General features: G+C 59.9%; 17 protein-coding genes. 2 read left to right on the top strand and 15 right to left on the bottom strand.

Translation table 11 applies throughout. The features are described 5' to 3' along the window. Positions 1 to 42: 42 nt before the first annotated feature. Positions 43 to 3945: an ATP-dependent RNA helicase HrpA gene (gene hrpA / locus HMPREF3140_RS14245; RefSeq protein WP_032411427.1), complete on the bottom strand. Its 3903-nt coding sequence runs from the start codon at positions 3943 to 3945 to the stop codon at positions 43 to 45. Between the two features lie 204 nt (positions 3946 to 4149). On the opposite strand from hrpA, the gene azoR reads away from it, so the two are divergent. Continuing rightward, complete coding sequence (gene azoR / locus HMPREF3140_RS14240) at positions 4150 to 4755, top strand: FMN-dependent NADH-azoreductase (RefSeq protein ID WP_002902889.1); 606 nt, start codon at positions 4150 to 4152, stop codon at positions 4753 to 4755. 36 nt (positions 4756 to 4791) lie between these two features. Here the strand turns inward: azoR and HMPREF3140_RS14235 are convergent, their stop codons facing one another. The 14 genes from HMPREF3140_RS14235 to paaA all read right to left on the bottom strand — a co-directional run bounded on the left by HMPREF3140_RS14235 (position 4792) and on the right by paaA (position 16381). Beyond that, positions 4792 to 5202 (bottom strand): GFA family protein, encoded by a 411-nt coding sequence (locus HMPREF3140_RS14235; RefSeq protein WP_024622993.1) that lies wholly within the window; start codon positions 5200 to 5202, stop codon positions 4792 to 4794. An 8-nt stretch (positions 5203 to 5210) separates the two neighbouring features. Continuing rightward, positions 5211 to 5807, bottom strand: a complete 597-nt coding sequence (gene paaY / locus HMPREF3140_RS14230; protein WP_002902883.1) for a phenylacetic acid degradation protein PaaY — start codon at positions 5805 to 5807, stop codon at positions 5211 to 5213. A 9-nt stretch (positions 5808 to 5816) separates the two neighbouring features. Continuing rightward, positions 5817 to 6743 (bottom strand): phenylacetic acid degradation operon negative regulatory protein PaaX, encoded by a 927-nt coding sequence (paaX, locus tag HMPREF3140_RS14225; protein WP_004194367.1) that lies wholly within the window; start codon positions 6741 to 6743, stop codon positions 5817 to 5819. A 119-nt stretch (positions 6744 to 6862) separates the two neighbouring features. Further along, positions 6863 to 8179 (bottom strand): phenylacetate--CoA ligase PaaK, encoded by a 1317-nt coding sequence (gene paaK / locus HMPREF3140_RS14220; protein WP_032411425.1) that lies wholly within the window; start codon positions 8177 to 8179, stop codon positions 6863 to 6865. 26 nt (positions 8180 to 8205) lie between these two features. Further along, entirely contained in the window at positions 8206 to 9411 is a 1206-nt protein-coding gene (gene pcaF, locus HMPREF3140_RS14215; protein ID WP_014907683.1) for a 3-oxoadipyl-CoA thiolase, read from the bottom strand. Next, positions 9411 to 9833, bottom strand: a complete 423-nt coding sequence (gene paaI, locus HMPREF3140_RS14210) for a hydroxyphenylacetyl-CoA thioesterase PaaI (protein ID WP_002902876.1) — start codon at positions 9831 to 9833, stop codon at positions 9411 to 9413. Before paaI ends, pcaF begins: the two co-directional genes overlap by 1 nt. Further along, positions 9823 to 11247: a 3-hydroxyacyl-CoA dehydrogenase PaaH gene (paaH, locus tag HMPREF3140_RS14205; RefSeq protein ID WP_165454725.1), complete on the bottom strand. Its 1425-nt coding sequence runs from the start codon at positions 11245 to 11247 to the stop codon at positions 9823 to 9825. Before paaH ends, paaI begins: the two co-directional genes overlap by 11 nt. Beyond that, on the bottom strand, positions 11248 to 12036 hold the full coding sequence (paaG, locus tag HMPREF3140_RS14200; RefSeq protein ID WP_004140117.1) for a 2-(1,2-epoxy-1,2-dihydrophenyl)acetyl-CoA isomerase PaaG: 789 nt from the start codon (positions 12034 to 12036) through the stop codon (positions 11248 to 11250). A 2-nt stretch (positions 12037 to 12038) separates the two neighbouring features. Further along, complete coding sequence (paaF, locus tag HMPREF3140_RS14195; RefSeq protein WP_004176372.1) at positions 12039 to 12806, bottom strand: 2,3-dehydroadipyl-CoA hydratase PaaF; 768 nt, start codon at positions 12804 to 12806, stop codon at positions 12039 to 12041. Further along, the gene (gene paaE / locus HMPREF3140_RS14190) at positions 12803 to 13873 is read right to left on the bottom strand and encodes a 1,2-phenylacetyl-CoA epoxidase subunit PaaE (RefSeq protein WP_032411424.1); all 1071 of its coding nucleotides are present in this window, start codon (positions 13871 to 13873) and stop codon (positions 12803 to 12805) included. The genes paaF and paaE overlap by 4 nt, the downstream gene beginning before the upstream one ends. A gap of 7 nt (positions 13874 to 13880) precedes the next feature. After that, the gene (gene paaD / locus HMPREF3140_RS14185; protein WP_004212295.1) at positions 13881 to 14378 is read right to left on the bottom strand and encodes a 1,2-phenylacetyl-CoA epoxidase subunit PaaD; all 498 of its coding nucleotides are present in this window, start codon (positions 14376 to 14378) and stop codon (positions 13881 to 13883) included. Positions 14379 to 14389: 11 nt separating this feature from the next. Continuing rightward, positions 14390 to 15145, bottom strand: a complete 756-nt coding sequence (gene paaC / locus HMPREF3140_RS14180) for a 1,2-phenylacetyl-CoA epoxidase subunit PaaC (protein WP_070553016.1) — start codon at positions 15143 to 15145, stop codon at positions 14390 to 14392. 7 nt (positions 15146 to 15152) lie between these two features. Continuing rightward, entirely contained in the window at positions 15153 to 15440 is a 288-nt protein-coding gene (gene paaB, locus HMPREF3140_RS14175; protein WP_002902768.1) for a 1,2-phenylacetyl-CoA epoxidase subunit PaaB, read from the bottom strand. Between the two features lie 11 nt (positions 15441 to 15451). Further along, positions 15452 to 16381 (bottom strand): 1,2-phenylacetyl-CoA epoxidase subunit PaaA, encoded by a 930-nt coding sequence (gene paaA, locus HMPREF3140_RS14170; protein WP_004176377.1) that lies wholly within the window; start codon positions 16379 to 16381, stop codon positions 15452 to 15454. A 286-nt stretch (positions 16382 to 16667) separates the two neighbouring features. Between paaA and paaZ the strand changes: the two genes are divergently transcribed. After that, a complete protein-coding gene (gene paaZ / locus HMPREF3140_RS14165; RefSeq protein ID WP_070553015.1) occupies positions 16668 to 18713 on the top strand; it encodes a phenylacetic acid degradation bifunctional protein PaaZ in 2046 nt (681 codons plus the stop codon). Positions 18714 to 18903 lie beyond the last annotated feature (190 nt).

Here is an 18903-nt window from a genome sequence, read left to right as displayed (position 1 = left end):
TAGCCCCGGTAAGCGCAGCGCCACCGGGGACAACCAGCCAGGCTATGGAGTAATTTGCTCCATCGCCTGCAACACTCGCTTGTCCGAGATAGGATACGGGGTGCCCAGCTGCTGGGCGAAGAAGCTGACCCGCAGCTCCTCGATCATCCAGCGGATCTCCCGGACATCGTCGTCCTCACGGCGGTTCGGCGGTAGCTTATTCAGCCACTGCTGCCACGCCTGCTGCACGCTCTCCACCTTAAGCATCTGCGCCCGATCGCGGTGCGGATCGATAGCCATCTTCTCCAGACGCTTTTCAATCGCCTGCAGATAGCGCAGCGTATCGCCAAGACGGCGGAAACCGTTGCCGGTGACAAAGCCGCGATACACCAGACCCGCCATCTGCGCTTTGATATCCGACAGCCCCAGCGCCATGGTCATATCCACCCGGCCTTTCAGCCGTTTGTTGATATTGAACACCGCGGTGAGGATCTGCTCGACCTGTTTAGCGATCTCCACCACCGTGTCGTTGAGCTCGGCTCGCACTTTATCGTGCAGCTGACTAAAGCCCTCTTCCGTCCACACCGGACCGCCCGCCTCGTCGATAAGCTTATCAACGCCGCAGGAGATGCAATCGTCAATCAGATCCAGCACTTTGCCGTACGGGTTAAAGTAGAGCCCAAGCTTGGCTTTATTCGGTAGTTTCTCGTGCAGATACTTAATCGGCGACGGGATGTTGAGCAGCAGCAGGCGACGCAGACCGCGCCACATGGCCTGCTGCTGTTCCTGTGGATTATCAAACAGCTTGATGGCCACGCTGTCGCGCTCGTCCACCAGCGCCGGCCAGGCTTTCACCTTATAGTTACCGCGCTTCTGTTCGTAACTTTCCGCCAGGGTGCCAAAGCTCCAGATATGCAGCCCGCTCTGCTCAATACCGTCATCAGCGACCGCCGACAGCGTCTCCTGCACTTTGCCCTTCAGGGCGTCTTTCAACGCCTGCAGCGAGCGCCCTTCCTGCAGCTTCTTGTTTTTATCATCCACCACCCGGAAGGTGATTTTCAGGTGATCGGGCACCTGATCCCACTGCCAGGCTTCGCGGTCGATGGTCACGCCGGTCATCTTACGCAGCTCGCGCTCCAGCGAATCGAGCAGCGGCAGCTCAAGCGGCGTCGCCCGGCCAAGAAACGCTTCCGCATAGTTGGGAGCCGGGACGAAATTGCGCCGTACCGGCTTCGGCAGCGATTTTATCAGCGCGATAATCAGCTCGCGACGCAGACCAGGGATCTGCCATTCAAACCCGGCCTCCTCTACCTGGTTGAGCAGCGGCAGCGGAATATGCACCGTTACGCCATCGGCATCGGCGCCAGGTTCAAACTGATAGCTAAGACGCAGCTTGAGGTTGCCCTGATGCCAGAAATTCGGGTAGTCCAGTTTACTGACCTGCTCTGCCCCCTCTTTAATCAGCATGCTCTTTTCAAAATTGAGCAAGTCTGGCGTTTCGCGGCTGGCCTGCTTCCACCACTTATCAAAGTGGCGAGCGGAGATGACATCGTGGCTAATGCGCTGGTCGTAAAACTCGAACAGCGTCTCGTCATCAACCAGGATGTCGCGACGGCGCGACTTATGCTCCAGCTCTTCGATTTCCGCGCGCAGCTTCAGGTTATCGCGGAAGAAGGCGTGACGCGTCTGCCAGTCGCCCTCCACCAGCGCATGGCGGATAAACAGTTCGCGGCACAGCGCCGGGTCGATCTGGCTGTAGTTGACCTTACGCGCGGCGACGATCGGCAGGCCGTAGACGGTGACCTTCTCCGTCGCCATCACCGCGCCCTGCGCCCGCTCCCAGTGCGGCTCACTGTATGAGCGCTTGATCAGGTGCTGCGCTACCGGCTCCACCCACTCCGGCTCAATGCGGGCGGCAATACGCCCCCACAGCCGGCTGGTCTCCACCAGCTCGGCCACCATCGTCCACTTCGGCGGCTTTTTAAACAGGCCGGAACCCGGGAAAATAGAGAACCGCGCATTACGGGCGCCGGTATACTCCTGTTTATCGGCATCCTTCATGCCGATGTGCGACAGCAGACCGGTCAGCAACGCAGTATGGATCTCGCGATATTCCGCCGGCTCACTGTTGATCGGCAGGCCAAGCTCTTTCACCACCTGGCGCAGCTGGGTGTAGATGTCCTGCCACTCGCGCACACGCAGATAGTTAAGAAAATCGACCCGGCACTGGCGGCGGAACTGATTCGACGACAGCGCCTTCTGCTGCTCGCCGAGGTAGTTCCACAGATTGACGAAGGCGAGGAAATCGGACTCTTTATCGTGGAAGCGGCGGTGTTTTTCGTCAGAGGCCTGCTGTTTGTCCATCGGCCGCTCGCGCGGGTCCTGGATCGACAGCGCGGAGGTGATGATCATCGCTTCCCGCACGCAGCCGTGCTTCTGCGCCTCCAGCACCATGCGCGCCAGACGCGGATCCACCGGTAGCTGGCTGAGCTGGCGGCCCAGCGGGGTTAGTTTATAAGCCGTTGCCTGCGCATCGGTGGTGATGGCGCCCAGCTCTTCCAGCAGGCGTACGCCGTCCTGGATATTGCGCTTATCCGGCGCTTCGACAAACGGGAAGGCGGCGATATCGCCTAAGCCCAGGGCGGTCATCTGCAGGATGACCGACGCCAGGTTGGTGCGCAGAATCTCCGGGTCGGTAAATTCCGGGCGCGACAGGAAATCGTCTTCTGAATAAAGACGAATACAGATCCCTTCCGAAACGCGGCCGCAGCGGCCCTTACGCTGGTTGGCGGACGCCTGGGAAACCGGCTCGATCGGCAGGCGCTGCACCTTGGTGCGGTAGCTGTAACGGCTGATACGCGCAGTACCGGGATCGATAACGTATTTAATGCCCGGCACGGTCAGCGAGGTTTCCGCCACGTTGGTCGCCAGCACGATGCGTCGTCCGCTGTGCGGCTGGAAGACGCGGTTCTGCTCGCTGTTGGACAGGCGGGCGTACAGCGGCAGCACTTCGGTATGGCGCAGATCCAGCTTATTCAGCGCATCGGCGGTATCGCGAATTTCCCGCTCACCGCTCATAAAGATCAGAATATCGCCGGGTCCTTCGCGCCCCAGTTCGTCAACCGCATCAAAGATCGCCTGTAACTGATCGCGCTCGGTATCGTCCGCCTCTTCCACTATCGGCCGATAGCGCACTTCCACCGGGTAAGTCCGCCCGGAGACTTCGATAATCGGCGCATTATTGAAATGCTTTGAGAAACGTTCCGGGTCGATGGTCGCCGAGGTAATGATGATTTTCAGGTCCGGGCGGCGCGGCAGGAGCTCTTTCAGATAGCCGAGCAGAAAGTCAATATTCAGACTGCGCTCGTGCGCCTCATCGATAATGATGGTGTCGTACTGCATCAACAGACGATCCTGCTGGATCTCCGCCAGCAGGATACCGTCGGTCATTAGCTTAACCATGGTGTTTTCGCTGACGTGGTCGCTGAAGCGGACTTTATAGCCGATGCAGCCGCCCGGCTCGCTCTGCAGCTCTTCGGCAATACGATTGGCGACGGTCCGCGCCGCCAGGCGACGCGGCTGGGTATGGCCGATGAGTCCTTTTAGCCCGCGCCCCAGCTCCATGCAGATTTTGGGCAACTGGGTGGTTTTACCCGAACCGGTCTCCCCGGCGACGATCACCACCTGGTGGTCGCGCACCGCCTCGAGAATCTCTTGTTTTTTCTGGCTAACCGGCAGGTTTTCCGGATAGGTGATGGCCGGACGCGCCGCTTCGCGCAGCAGGACTTTACCGGCTGCCTGGCTTATCTCCAGCGCCATCTCCTGCAGAATGGCCTGTTGCGATTCAGGATTTTTAACCTTCTTCACGCCGTGCAGACGGCGGGCAAAGCGCGTTTTGTCGCGCAGCATCAGGCCGTCGAGCTGTTGATAAAGCTGGGGGAAGGTGATTTTTTGTTGTTCTGTCATAGCGTTATCGGGCAGAGCTCTGCCGGGAAAATCTCTTTTGAAGTATTGCCTTAGAGTACCACATCTGTGTCATTCGTGCCTTGTTCAAAAAATCTGAACATAGGATTCGATATATTGCGCTATCTCTGTGGCGCGATTGTGAATACAGTGTCAACAAGCACCAGGGCATTGACCCGTCAATCACATTAAAAAAAGGAAACACCCATGAGCAAAGTATTAGTTCTGAAATCCAGTATTCTGGCAGGGTACTCACAATCTGGTCAGCTTTCCGACTATTTTGTTGAACAATGGCAGGAAAAACACCCTGGCGATGAGATCACCGTGCGAGACCTGGCCGCCAATCCGATCCCGGTTCTGGATGGCGAACTGGTTGGCGCCCTGCGTCCGAGCGACGCGCCGCTGACTCCGCGTCAGCAGGAAGCGCTGGCCCTTTCCGACGAGCTGATCGCCGAACTGAAAGGCAACGATGTGATTGTTATCGCTGCGCCGATGTACAACTTCAACATCCCGACGCAGCTGAAAAACTATTTCGACCTGGTGGCTCGCGCCGGCGTCACCTTCCGCTACACCGAGAAAGGGCCGGAAGGTCTGGTAACCGGTAAACGCGCGGTCGTCGTTACCAGCCGCGGCGGTATCCATAAAGATACTCCGACCGACCTGGTCACCCCATACCTGTCCACCTTCCTCGGCTTCATCGGCATCACCGACGTGAACTTTGTGTTCGCCGAAGGTATCGCTTACGGCCCGGAAGTCGCGGCCAAAGCGCAGTCTGACGCGAAAGCGGCCATCGACAGCGTGGTTGCAGCCTAATATTTCACTCCTCTCGCTTCCTGCGGGAGGAGAGTTTTACTTTTTCTCGTAGCGTAAATACCCCACCACGCCTCCGCCGCCATCCTTTGGATGATTCACGCCGTCGTTGACCTCCACGCAAGGGAAATCGAAAGGCGAAACGCCGTCAATGCAGGCCACATTCACCCCATACTGCTCTGGGTTTGATCGCCGTTGATGAAAGGTGTAGATCCCGCATACCGAGCAGAAAAAGTGCACGGCTTCCCCTGTATTAAAACGATACTCTGTGAGCTTATCCCCTCCGCGTACCACCTCTATTCCTGAACGCGGCGAAGAGACCGCGACCGCCCCACGCATGCGACAATATGAGCAGTTACAGCGCCGAACGGTGTTGAAGCCGTCGCTGAGTTCCACGGTAAACGCCACCGCACCGCAGTGACAGTGAGCGGATAATTTCTCTGCCATAATTTTACCCCTCAGGTTGCGGCTTTTGGCCGCAGGTTTTCATCAAACGCCAGCCGCTTACGCCCTGCTTCGACTTCCCGTAATGGCTCCACCTGGTGCAGCGTCTGCTTACAGCGTTCCACCAGCGCCTGGTATTCACGGGTACCTTGTTTTTTCCACGCCAGCTCCTGTTCGCTCAGGGTGCGAATCGCTTTTGCCGGGCTGCCGATAATCAGATGGTTGGCGGGCATCTCGGCGTTGGCTTTGACAAAGGCCGAAGCGCCGACAATGCTGTTTTCGCCAATGACCGCCCCATCGATAATCACCGCGCTCATGCCCACCAGCGCGTTGCGGCCAATCACGCAGCCGTGCAGAATAGCGCCGTGGCCGATATGGCCCTCCTCTTCCACCACCGTATCCTGGCCGGGGAAGCCATGCATCACGCAGTTATCCTGAATATTGGCGCCGTCTTTGACCACGATGCGCCCGAAGTCGCCGCGCAGGCTGGCGTTGGGCCCAACATAGACCCCTTTGCCGAGGATCACGTCGCCAATCAACACCGCGGTCGGGTGAACGTAACTCTCCTCCGGCACCACCGGCGTCAGTCCATCAATCTGATATATCGGCATGCAACCTCCTTATGCGCCCGGCAAACCGCCAAAGCGCTGATAATAGAGCGGACCCGGCACCGGGAGCTCGCCCACCGAGCTCTCACCTTTCTCGCTGACGAACGCCAGCGCGCCGGGACTCACGCGTTGATAAATATTGATACACAGCTGGCGGGCGGTTTGCCCTGCCCAATGCGCCGGCAGGAGCTCTTCCGGCAGCAGCGGGTCTTTGAGCACCACCCGGCGATAGAAATGGATAAGGAGCAGTTGGATCTGGAAACAGCGATCCGGCGTCAACTCTGACGGGTCGCAATCGCGCAGCAGCGGCAGTAGAGGTCGGAACAAGGCGATAAACGCCTCGTACATCTCATTTTGTTCGGTGAGATGCCAGCACTCCTCCACCCGGCTGCGCAGGGCCGCTCTGGAGAGCGCCAGCGGCGAATGGGCTTCAAAACAGATGACATTTTCAGCGACGCCCGCTTCGTGGAGCAGAGACTGGACGTCCGCCAGCTTTTGCGACGGCGAGGCCAGCAGGCTCGGCGCCAGCGCGCCAAACCCCTGCCACAGCAGCTGCTTTTTAACGTCGGCGAGCACATTTTTCTCCAGGCCTTCCGAAAGCAGCAGCAGCCAGGTACCGTCCCATTCCGGGGCACTGGCGCGATAAATTTTATGCTCCGCGCGCCGGGTCAGGCGCAACCCTTTATCACTCAGGCGATAGAAGCTGCGCCGGCCGATGCGGACAACATCAAGCCACTCTTCTTTATTGAGGCGAAACAGCGCGGTGCGTACGAAGCGCTCGCCGAAGCCTAATCCTTCCAGCAGCGCCGCGACGCTGCCCAGCCACACTTCCCCACCGCGTTGTAATAAAGCGTCGCCATACAGCGAGGCAATTAATGACGTGCCGCTGATCGGCATCGCCGTCACCGCTTGTTGAATAAAGGCGTCGAGTTTACTCATCTGATTCATTCTGTTGTTATATTTTTCCTTTATGAATCATAGCACAGGAAACTCCCCGGCTGACGGCGCAAACGCTTCAGCCGGGTGCCTGCCGCGCAGCCACGCAGCCGGAGAGAGGATTAACCGCTAACCACCGCTTTTCGCAGGTCGAATACCCGACAGGCTTTCCCTTCCGAGCGCGGAATGCTGCCGCAGTTGACGATAGTAATATCGGTGGAGATCCCGACCATCGACTTAATGCGGTGACGCAACTGATGGCAAATCTGGCAGCGTTGTTCATGACTCAGCGCCAGCCCGCTCTCTTTCAGCTCAACGCGCACCGCCAGCGAATCCAGATGACCGCGGCGATTGACCTCTAACTGGTAGTGCGGCGCCAGATGTTCAAACTTGAGGATCTCCTCTTCCAGTTGCGAGGGGAAGACGTTAACCCCGCGGATAATCAGCATATCGTCGCTGCGTCCGCTGATGCGATCCATGCGGCGCATGGTCCGCGCGGTTCCCGGCAGCAGGCGCGTCAGATCGCGGGTACGATAGCGAATCGCCGGCAGCGCTTCTTTGGTCAGGGTGGTAAACAGCAGCTCACCATGCTCGCCATCTTCCAGCGGCGTACCGTCGTCCGGGTTGACGATTTCCGGGAAGAAGTGGTCTTCCCAGATAGTCGGGCCGTCAACGGTTTCCAGACACTCCATCGCTACGCCCGGTCCCATGACTTCCGACAAACCGTAAATATCCAGGGCGGTGATCCCCAGCCGGCTCTCGATTTCCGCGCGCATCGCCAGCGTCCACGGCTCAGCGCCAAAGACGCCGACCCGCAATGAACAGCCGCGGGCATCGCCGCCCATCTGGCGCTCCAGCTCTTCAATCAGATTCAGACAGTAGGACGGCGTCACCATGATCATATCCGGCTGGAAATCGCGGATCAGCTGCGCCTGTTTTTCGGTCTGTCCGCCGGACATCGGGATCACCGTCGCGCCCAAACGTTCCGCGCCGTAGTGCGCGCCAAGGCCGCCGGTAAACAGGCCGTAGCCGTAGGCGACGTGAATCTTATCTTTTGCTGAGCCACCGGCCGCGCGCAGCGAACGGGCGACAATATTGGCCCAGTTATCAATATCGTTTTGCGTATATCCCACCACCGTCGGTTTGCCGGTGGTGCCGGAAGAGGCGTGAATGCGCACCACCTGCTCCATCGGCACCGCGAAGGTATCGAAGGGATAGTTGTCGCGCAGATCCTGTTTGGTGGTGCAGGGGAATTTTTGCAGATCGTTTAATTCCCGAAAGTCGTCAGGGTGCACGCCGGCGGCGTCGAATTTGCGGCGATACATCGGCACATTTTCGTACGCATGCTTGAGCGTCCATTTCAGGCGCTGGGTTTGCAGGGCCTGCAGTTCGTCACGCGATGCGGTTTCAATCGGATCTAATTTTGTAGTAGTTATCATTGTAGGGTACTCGCAGGTAAATTAGCTCACACTCGCTCGAGGATCATGGCAATGCCCTGACCCACGCCAATACACATAGTACACAGCGCATAGCGCCCGCCCCGGCGTTGCAGCTCAAGGCTGGCGCTCAGCGCTAACCGCGCGCCGCTCATGCCCAGCGGATGGCCTAACGCGATGGCGCCGCCGTTGGGATTTACGTGCGCCGCATCGTCCGGCACGCCGAGCTGTCTGAGCACCCCCAGCGCCTGGGCGGCGAAGGCCTCATTCAGCTCAATCAGATCCATATCGTTAATATTGAGTCCCGCCCGCTCCAGCACTTTACGCACCGCCGGTACCGGCCCCAGTCCCATCAGGCGCGGTTCGACACCCGCCGTCGCCATCGCCACGATACGCGCCCGCGGCGTGAGCCCCTGGATAGCGGCCTGCTGTTCGCTGGCGATGATCAGCGCCGCGGCGCCATCGTTGACGCCGGAAGCATTGCCCGCAGTAATGACGCCGCCCTGGCGGAACGGCGCTTTCAGTTTCGCCAGCTGCTCAAGCGTCGTTTCCGGGCGCGGATGCTCGTCCTCGCGCACGTCGCTAACCGCCCCTTTCCGGCCGACAATCTGCACCGGCACAATCTCCTGCGCCAGAATGCCGTCGCGCTGGGCCTGCGCCGCGCGCTGCTGGCTGCGCCAGGCGAAAGCGTCCTGATCGGCCCGGCTGATATTTAACAATTCAGCTACATTCTCGGCCGTTTCCGGCATGCTGTCAGTTCCGAAGTGTTGCGCCATGAGCGGGTTCACAAAACGCCAGCCAATCGTGGTATCAAAGAGTTCCGCCTGACGCTGGTACGGCGCGCTGGCTTTTCCCATCACGAAAGGCGCACGCGACATCGATTCCACGCCGCCGGCAATCAGCAGATCGGCATCGCCGGCTTTGATCGCCCTGGCGGCAAAGCCGATGGCATCCAGACCCGATCCGCACAGGCGGTTAATCGTGGTGCCCGGCACGGTATGCGGGTAACCGGCCAACAACGTCGCCATGTGCGCCACGTTGCGGTTATCTTCCCCGGCCTGATTCGCACAGCCGAAAATCACATCATCAATTGCTGCCGGGTCGAGCCCGGGATTACGACTCAGGAGCTCACGCAGCGGGATTGCCGCCAGGTCGTCGGCGCGCACACTGGCCAGCGCGCCGCCGTAGCGGCCAATCGGCGTACGGATCCCGTCACAAATAAAGGCGTCGCGCATTACACGTCTCCCGTGATTGTGCCGCCGATGCGGTGCGATTTGCCGCGGAACAGGGCCACAATCTTTTGCTGTTGATTAACAATTTCGATGTCGTAGACGCCGGTCAGCTTGCCCTGCTGTTTGACTCTGGCGGTGGCGACCAGCCGGTCGCCGGCAAACGCCGGACGAAGAAAATCAATGCTTGCCGCCGAGGCCACCGCCGCCAGCCCCTGGCTGTTACAGGCGTAGGCGAAAGCGGTATCGGCAAGCGTAAATAGCTGACCACCGTGACAGGTTTGATGGCCGTTAAGCATGTCCGCCGAGACGGTCATACTCATCTGCGCAAAACCGTCGTCCATTTCGATAAGTTCGATCCCCATCTTTCTGGCGCAGGTATCTTTTTCGTACATCACGCGCGCGTTGCGCCACGGATCATTGCTCATGGTGCTTCTCCATCAGCGCCTTCTGGCGCAGCAGGGAACTGGGGCGATAGCGCTCCTCGCCATAATGGTGTTGCAGGTTCTCCAGCAGTTGCAGCACCCGCCGCCAGCCAAGGCGTTCTCCCCATGCCAGCGGGCCATGCGGATAGTTCACGCCAAGGCGCATCGCGGTATCGACATCCTGCGGGCTGGCGACGCCTTTTTGCACCGCATCCAGCGCTTCGTTAATCAGCATCGCCACCGTGCGCCACACCAGCAGGCCGGGATAATCGGCAATACGCAGCACTTTCTTGCCCTGCTGTTGGAAGTAATGCACGGCCTTATCAGTGGCCGCAGGCGTGTTGGTTGCCGCTGCGGCCAGCACCACCGTATCGCTGGCGCACAGGTCATACACCACCACCGGGCGGTGATGCTTAATACTCAGCGCCAGGGCGGTCTCGCCTTCAGTCTCCAGCAGCAAGACATCGTCTAATTCAGTGACGTTGTCACTTCTGACGGTAACGGATTCAGCACCTATCATTACCGGCGGCAGTGCCGCGTCCGGCTGCGTCTCCGCGGGCCAGCGATAGACGCCGTGACCGCTCTTTTTACCCAGCCTCCCGGCCAGCGCCAGCTCTTGCTGGAGGAGCGATGGCAGGTAGCGGCGGTCCTGCCAGAAGGCGTTAAACACCGAACAGGTCACGGCGAAGTTGACGTCCTGGCCAATCAGGTCAGTCAGCGCCAACGGTCCCATCGGAAAACCGCCGCCGTCACGCAAAGCGGCATCGATAACCTCCGGGGCGGCAACCTGTTCTTCCAGCGCGCGCCAGGCCTCAGCGTAGAACGGACGCGCTACGCGGTTAACGATAAATCCCGGCGTTGAGCGGCAGCGTACCGGCTGTTTCCCCCAGCCGCTTACGCACTGGCACAGCTGCTCCACCACTTCTGTGGAGGTCGCAAGACCACTCACCACCTCGACCAGCTTCATCACCGGCGCCGGATTAAAAAAGTGCAGTCCGGCCACCCGCTCCGGGTTTTTGACCCCGGCGGCGATAGCGGTAATCGAAATAGACGAGGTATTACTGGTCAACAGCGTTGACGGCGCGCAGATCGCCGCCAGCTGCGCGAATAGAGCCGTTTTGACCTCCAACCGTTCAGAGGCCGCTTCGATCACTAAATCTGCATCGGCAAGTGCGGCTAAATCGTGGGCCGGATGCAGGCGCGCCAGCAGCGCGTCGGCCTGCTCTGACGCCAGTTTGCCCCGCGCAACGCGTGACGCCAGACGCCCGGCGATACCCTCTATCGCCAGGTCTACAGCCTTAGGGTTAATATCAAAAATACGCACCGGATGCCCGGCGGCGGCAGCCACTTCGGCGATGCCGGCCCCCATGGTGCCGCTGCCGATCACCGCCACGTTGACTAAGGATGTCGTCATCATCTATTTCCCGCTGAACTGTGGTGGCCGTTTGGCCAGAAACGCGCTGACCCCTTCGCGGTAATCATCGCTGCGCCCGGCCAGACGCTGATAATCGCGCTCCAGGTCCAGCTGCGCGTCGAGACTGTTGGTTTCAGAAGCCAGCAGCGCCTTTTTAATCAGCCCAAGACCAAACGTCGGTTGCGCCGCAAGATGGCGCGCCAGTTGCAGACTGGTATCCGCCAGTTCTGAATCGTCCACCAGTTGCCAGATAATCCCCCACTGCGCGGCCTGTTCCGCGCTGAGGCTGTCGCCCAGCAGCGCCAGCCCCATCGCGCGCGCACGGCCGGCCACCCGCGGCAGGAACCAGCTGCCGCCGCAGTCCGGCACCAGGCCGAGCTTGCTGAACGCCATCACAAATTTGGCCGAACGCGCGGCCAGCACGATATCGCAGCCCAGCGCCAGGGTAGCGCCCGCGCCGGCGGCCACGCCGTTAACCGCGCAGATGACCGGTTTCGGCAGCGCCGCCAGACGGCGCACTAACGGGTTGTAAAAGCGTTCTACCGACATGCCAAGATCCGGCGGCGGGCCGCTGGGGTCGACATTGCGGTCGTTCAAATCCTGGCCGGCGCAAAAACCGCGGCCGGCGCCGGTTATCAGCAGGCAGCGCACGCCATCATCGCGCTCGGCCTGCTTCAGACATTCCGCCAGCTGGTGATGCATCAGGTCGTTAAAACTGTTAAGGCGGTCCGGGCGATTGAGGGTAATGGTCATGACGCCCTGTTCCACTGCGCTGAGAATGAAAGCTTCCACGATTAGCGTCCTTTAAATTCCGGGGTACGTTTTTGTAAGAAGGCGTCGATGCCTTCGCGGCGGTCCTCGGTGGCGCTCAGCAGGCTAAACAGCTGGCGCTCCTGTTGCAGACCGGCCTGCAGGCTGACTTCCTGCGCCAGGCGCAGCGACTGTTTTGCCGCCCGTAGCGCCAGCGGCGAATGGCGGGCAATGGTGGTTGCCAGCTGCAGGGCATACTCATCGGTTAACGCCGCCGGATGGATATCACTGACCAGCCCGGCCTGCTGCGCCTGGCGGGCGTCAATACTCTCGCCGCTCAGCACCATCCGGCTGGCCAGCGCCTTGCCAACGCTGCGGATCAGCCGCTGGGTGCCGCCCGCGCCCGGCATTATGCCGAGGGTAATTTCCGGCAGGCCAAAGCGGGCATTGTCCCCGGCGACAATCAGGTCGCACAGCAGGGCCAGCTCGCAGCCGGCGCCGAGCGCGTAGCCGTTGACCGAGGCGATGAGCGGCTTAGTAAAAGCATCGATTCGCGCCCATAACCGTGGGCGAATATCATCCAGGGTGGCAGGAAGATCTTTTTCCGCCATTTCATTGAGGTCAGCCCCGGCGGCGAAAAAACGCGCGTTACCGCGAATAACGCAGACGCCGACGCTGTCATCAACTGCCGCCGCCTCCAGCGCCTCGGCAATCTGGGTTAATAAGGCATTGTTCAGCGCGTTGCGGGCCTGCGGGCGGTTCAGCGTCAACTGAAGCACCCGGCCATGACGGTGGATCAGCAGGTCACTCATGCCATCCCCCGCGCGTCAAAGTCGACCACCACATCGCCGCTTGTCGGCAGCGACTGGCAGCTCAGCACGTAGCCCGCCGCCAGCTCATCCGCTTCCAGGCTGTAATTGGCGGCCATCGCCACTTCACCGCGCAGCACTTTGCATTTACAGGTGGCGCATACCCCGCCCTTACAGGCGAACGGCAGATCGGCGCCCTGACGCAATGCGGCATCCAGGATGCTGTCGTCTTCGGCGCTGAGGGCGATAAGCCGATCGCGCCCGTCCTGGCGGATGGTCACCGTGCGCCCTTCCGCCTGCACTCCAGCGGCCCGCTTCACATTGCCGCCTGGTGTATTAAAGCGTTCGAGATGAATCGATTTCTCCGCTACGCCAAGTTCACGTAACGTCGCTTCCGCCTCGTCCATCATCGCCGCCGGCCCGCAGATAAAGGCCTCGTCGAAACGGCTGAAATCCAGCAGATGATCAGCGAGCTGGCGCAGTTTGTCGCCGTCAATGCGCCCCTGTAGCAGATCGCTGTCCATCGACTCCTGGCTAAACAGGTGGATCACCTGCAGGCGCTGCGGATAGCGGTCTTTTAAATCGGCCAGCGCCTGGCGGAACATCATGCTATGGCTGCTGCGGTTGCCGTAGATCAGCGTAAAGCGGCTTTGCGGCTCGGTCGCCAGCGTCGCGCTAATGATCGCCATCATCGGCGTGATCCCGGAGCCGGCGGCAATCGCCAGATATTCTCCCTGCCGTTCGGCCTGCGGTTGATAACCGAAATGCCCCTGCGGCACCATCACCTCCAGCTCCATACCCTGCTGGATATCGTGCTGGGCGTAGCGCGAGAAGCGTCCGCCGTCGATGGCTTTGACCGCGACGCTAATTTCGCCTGGCGTGCGGCTGTGACAAATGGAGTAACAGCGGCGCAGTTCTTCGCCGCCCAGACGGGCTTTTAGCGTCAGATGCTGGCCCGGGCGAAAACAGTATTCCGCCTGCAGGGCTTGCGGGATCGCAAAAGCGATGGTCACCGCATCGCGGGTTTCCGGCTCGACTCTCGCCACCTTAAGCGAATAGAACGTCGTCATGGCAACCTCAAATACATTTAAAGTAATCAAAAGGTTCCCGGCAGCTGTCGCAGCGATAGAGCGCTTTGCAGGCCGTGGAACCGAATTCGCTAATCAGCGAGGTATGGGCGCTGCCGCAGCGCGGACAGCTCACCTCAGCGGGCATATCCGCATGGCAGGCGTGCCCCTGGGGCGGGCTGATGCCGTACTGGCGCAGGCGCTCGCGGGCATCCTGACTCATCCAGTCGGTGGTCCACGGCGGATCCAGCTGCAGGACGATATGTACCGGCTGAAAGCCATGCTCGCTCATGACCGTGCGGATCTCCCCCAGCAGATGCTCCGTCGCCGGACAGCCCGAATAGGTCGGGGTAAAGCCAATCACCCAGCCGTCGCCATGGCGCGCGACGCTGCGCACCATACCAAGGTCGGTGATGGTGAGTACTGGCACTTCCGGATCCGGGATCGCGCTTAATAATCCCCAGATGGTGCGAACCTCTGCAGGAGCGATATCGGCAAGACATTGCATAGTCACCTCACTTACCACTGCAGTCCGGGATGCGAACGCTGCAGATACTGCATCTCCGCCAGCAGCGGGCCGAGATGTTCACTGTGCAGCCCCTGTTTGCCGCCGCTGCGGAAGGCCGCTTCCTGCGGGATCTGTAAGCCGGAGTCGAGAAGCGCCGTGTGTACCGCGCTTGGCCATTCGGCCTGCAGTTCACGCGGATCAACCGCAATGCCCTGCTCAACCAGGCTGAGCTCCACTTCATCAGCCAGGAACAGTTCGCCGGTGAAGCGCCACAGATTGTCGACCGCCTGCTGCATTTTGCGATTTGATAATTCGGTGCCGTTACCCAGACGCTCCAGCCAGCCGCGGCTAAAGCGCTGGTGGTAACGCACCTCTTTCAGCCCTTTAGCGGCAATGGCCGCCAGCTGCGCGTCGCGGCTGTTCACCAGCCGGCTGAACAGGGCGACATGCCAGACGTCGATAAAGAACTGGCGGGCGATAGTGTCGGCAAAATTGCCGTTTGGCTGCTCCACCAGCAGCAGGTTGCTGAACCGGCGCTCATCGCGGCCAAAAGCCAGCGTATCTTCGTCGCCGCAGCCGTTAAGCTCGGCGGCATAGCTTAAAAAATTGCGGGCCTGGCCGAGCAGGTCGAGGCCGATGTTGGCCAGCGCAAGATCGATCTCGAGCTCGGGAGCATGTCCGCACCAGGCGCCTAAACGCTGGGCCAGAACCAGACCATTGTCGCCAAGCCGCAGGGCGTAGGTGGCTACGGGGTTAGGGTTATTCATCGCCGCCTCACATATGTTCCATGCCGTCCGGCACGGTATAGAAAGTCGGATGACGGTAGACTTTGCTTTCCGCCGGGTCGAAGAATTCGCCGCGATCTTCCGGCTGCGAAGCAACGATTTCGCTGGCCTTCACCACCCAAATTGAGCAGCCTTCGCTGCGGCGGGTGTAGGCATCGCGGGCATTCTCCAGCGCCATTTGATCATCGGCGGCGTGCAGACTGCCGACGTGACGATGGGATAACCCCTGTTTGCTGCGAACGAACACTTCATATAACGGCCAGTAAACTTTGCTCATGTTGTCTCTCCTCATGCCGCGCTGCGGGCCTGCTGTTTTTGCGCATGGGCCAGCGCGGCTTCGCGCACCCATTCGCCCTCTTCCCAGGCCTTACGCTTGGCGGCCAACCGCTCGTGATTGCAAATGCCACGGCCGCTAATCACCTCGTTAAATTCCTGCCAGTCGATTTCGCCGAAGCGGTAGTGGCCGCTGGCTTCATCAAACTGCAAATCCGGGTCCGGGACGGTCATACCGAGGATCTCTACCTGCGGCACGGTATTGTCGACGAAGCGCTGACGTAGCTCGTCGTTGGAGTGCAGTTTGATTTTCCACGCCATGCTGCGGGCGCTGTTCGGCGAGTTGTCATCGTTAGGGCCAAACATCATCAGCGCCGGCCACCAGAAGCGGTTAATGGCGTCCTGCAGCATCTGCCGCTGCGCGTCATTGCCCTGCGCCAGCGCCATGCAGGCTTCAAAACCCTGACGCTGGTGAAAGCTCTCTTCTTTGCAGATTTTGACCATCGCCCGGGCATAGGGGCCGTAGGAGGTCCGGCACAGCGCCACCTGGTTGACGATGGCCGCGCCATCGACCAGCCAGCCGATCACGCCGATATCCGCCCAGCTGAGGGTCGGGTAGTTAAAAATGGAGGAGTATTTCATCTGCCCGTCGAGCATCTTCTGATACAGGTCTTCCCGGGCGCAGCCAAGGGTTTCCGCGGCGCTATAGAGATACAGCCCGTGTCCAGCCTCATCCTGTACCTTAGCCAACAGGATCGCTTTGCGGCGCAGCGTCGGCGCGCGGGTGATCCAGTTGCCTTCCGGCAGCATGCCGACGATCTCCGAGTGCGCGTGCTGGCCTATCTGCCGAATCAAGGTCTTACGGTAGGCATCCGGCATCCAGTCCTGCGGTTCGATGGCCGTTTCCTGCGCGATGCGCTGGTCAAAGCGTTGTTCTTCTGTCACGTCATCACCTTTATGATTCCGATATTCACAACAAAAACATTTATGTGAATCACTTTGTTTATTGAAGGTTACATATTGGTTAAATAAAACCACAAATTTTGTTTGCTCTTTTTGTGATAATCTCCGCAAAACCTTTTGTAAACCACAATAAATACAGTAAGTTAAGCATTATGCGTAACCCCGTCGCGATCACAATGTTAATAATTTATTAAATATAGGCTTGCATTTTATGATTCATAAAAGAACTATTTATAGATATCACACGTAACATATTTGGAGATTTGCGATGCAGCAGTTAGCCAGCTACTTATCCGGCGCCTGGCAGACCGGCCGGGGCCGCGCCCGTACTATCCATCACGCCATCACCGGCGCGGCGCTTTGGGAGGTGACCAGTGAAGGCCTGGATATGGCGCAGGCGCGCCGCTTCGCGATTGAGCGCGGTGGTAAAGCCCTGCAGGCGATGACCTTTATTGAACGCAGCGCGATGCTGAAAGCGGTGGCGAAACACCTGCTGGAGCAGAAAGACCAGTTCTACGCCATCTCCGCGCAAACCGGCGCCACTCGCGCCGACAGTTGGGTGGATATTGAAGGCGGTATCGGTACCCTTTTCACCTATGCCGGGCTCGGTAGTCGAGAATTACCGGACGATATCCTGTGGCCGGAAGACGAGCTCATCCCGCTCTCCAAACAGGGCGGTTTTGCCGCGCGTCATGTGCTGACATCAAAATCAGGCGTCGCCGTCCATATCAACGCCTTCAACTTCCCCTGCTGGGGAATGCTGGAAAAACTGGCGCCCACGTGGCTTGCCGGTATGCCGGCGATCATTAAACAGGCCACCGCTACCGCCCAGCTCACCCAGGCAATGGTGAAAGCGATTGTCGACAGCGGCCTGGTGCCGGAGGGCGCCATCAGCCTGATTTGCGGCGGCGCGGGCGATCTGCTCGACCACCTCGATAGCCAGGACGTGGTGACCTTTACCGGGTCAGCCGCCACCGGCCAGCAGCTACGGGCGCACCCTAACCTGGTAGCCAAATCCATTCCCTTTACCATGGAAGCAGATTCACTCAACTGCTGCGTGTTAGGCGAAGACGTCACTCCGGAGCAACCGGAATTCGCGCTGTTTATTCGGGAAGTGGTCCGCGAGATGACGGCGAAAGCCGGGCAAAAATGTACCGCTATCCGCAGAATCATTGTGCCACTGGCTCAGATTAATGCGGTTAGCGATGCACTGATCTCCCGCCTGCATAAAGTAACCGTCGGTGACCCTGCGCAGGAGGGCGTTAAGATGGGGGCCCTGGTTAATAGCGAACAGCGTCAGGACGTACAGGAGAGCGTCAATAAGCTGATAGCCGCTGGCTGCGAAGTACTGCTCGGTGGAGAGGCGGATCTCAGCGCGGCCGGCGCATTTTTCCCGCCGACCCTGTTGTACTGCTCACAGCCGGATGAAACGCCGGCGGTTCACGCCATTGAAGCTTTTGGTCCGGTGGCGACGCTGATGCCGTATCGTGACCGCCAGCATGCGCTGACGCTGGCGCGCGCCGGCGGCGGCAGTCTGGCGGGGACGCTGGTCACCGCCAGCGGCGAGCTGGCGCGCGAGTTTATCCTCGGCGCCGCCCGCGCCCATGGCCGTATTCAGATACTGAACGAGGCGTCCTCGGTCGAGTCAACCGGCCACGGCTCGCCGCTGCCGCAGCTGGTGCACGGCGGCCCCGGCCGCGCTGGCGGCGGAGAAGAGCTTGGCGGGCTGCGTTCGGTGAAACACTATATGCAGCGTACCGCGGTCCAGGGCAGCCCAACGATGCTGGCGACCATCGGTCAACAGTGGGTGCGCGGCGCCCAGGTGAACGAAGACCGTATTCACCCGTTCCGCAAATATTTCGAAGAGATTCAGCCTGGCGACAGCTTATTAACCCCGCGCCGAACCCTGACCGAAGCGGATATCGTTAACTTCGCCTGCCTGAGCGGCGATCATTTCTACGCGCACATGGACAAAATCGCCGCCGCCGAGTCGATTTTTGGCGAGCGGGTGGTCCACGGCTATTTCCTGATCTCCGCCGCGGCCGGGCTGTTCGTCGATGCCGGCGTCGGGCCGGTTATCGCCAACTACGGGATGGAAAACCTGCGCTTTATTGAGCCGGTCAAACCGGGCGACACCATTCAGGTTCGCCTCACCTGTAAGCGGAAAACGGTCAAACGTCAGCGCAGCGCCGATGAGAAAGCCACCGGCGTGGTGGAATGGGCGGTGGAGATTTTCAACCAGCACCAGCAGGCGGTGGCGCTGTATTCCATTCTGACCCTGGTGGCGCGTCAACAGGGAGATTTCCCGGCGTGATAGCGAAAAATAGACCGCTGGCGCTCTGTTGGCCGACCCTTTAGCCATTGATACAGCAATCGGTTTGCAACGGTTTCGCCCCGGGAAGTCCTTTATGTTATCCGTGGCTTCAGCGCACATTGCGCTCCCGGTTAATCGTCTGCGTTATGCCTGGCATAGCGCAGGGAGCGCACAGGGGGCGGCCAGTCGC

It is taken from the genome of Klebsiella sp. HMSC16A12, assembly GCF_001808265.1.
Taxonomy (GTDB): domain Bacteria; phylum Pseudomonadota; class Gammaproteobacteria; order Enterobacterales; family Enterobacteriaceae; genus Klebsiella; species Klebsiella pneumoniae.
This window is presented reverse-complemented; position numbering and strand designations above follow the sequence as displayed.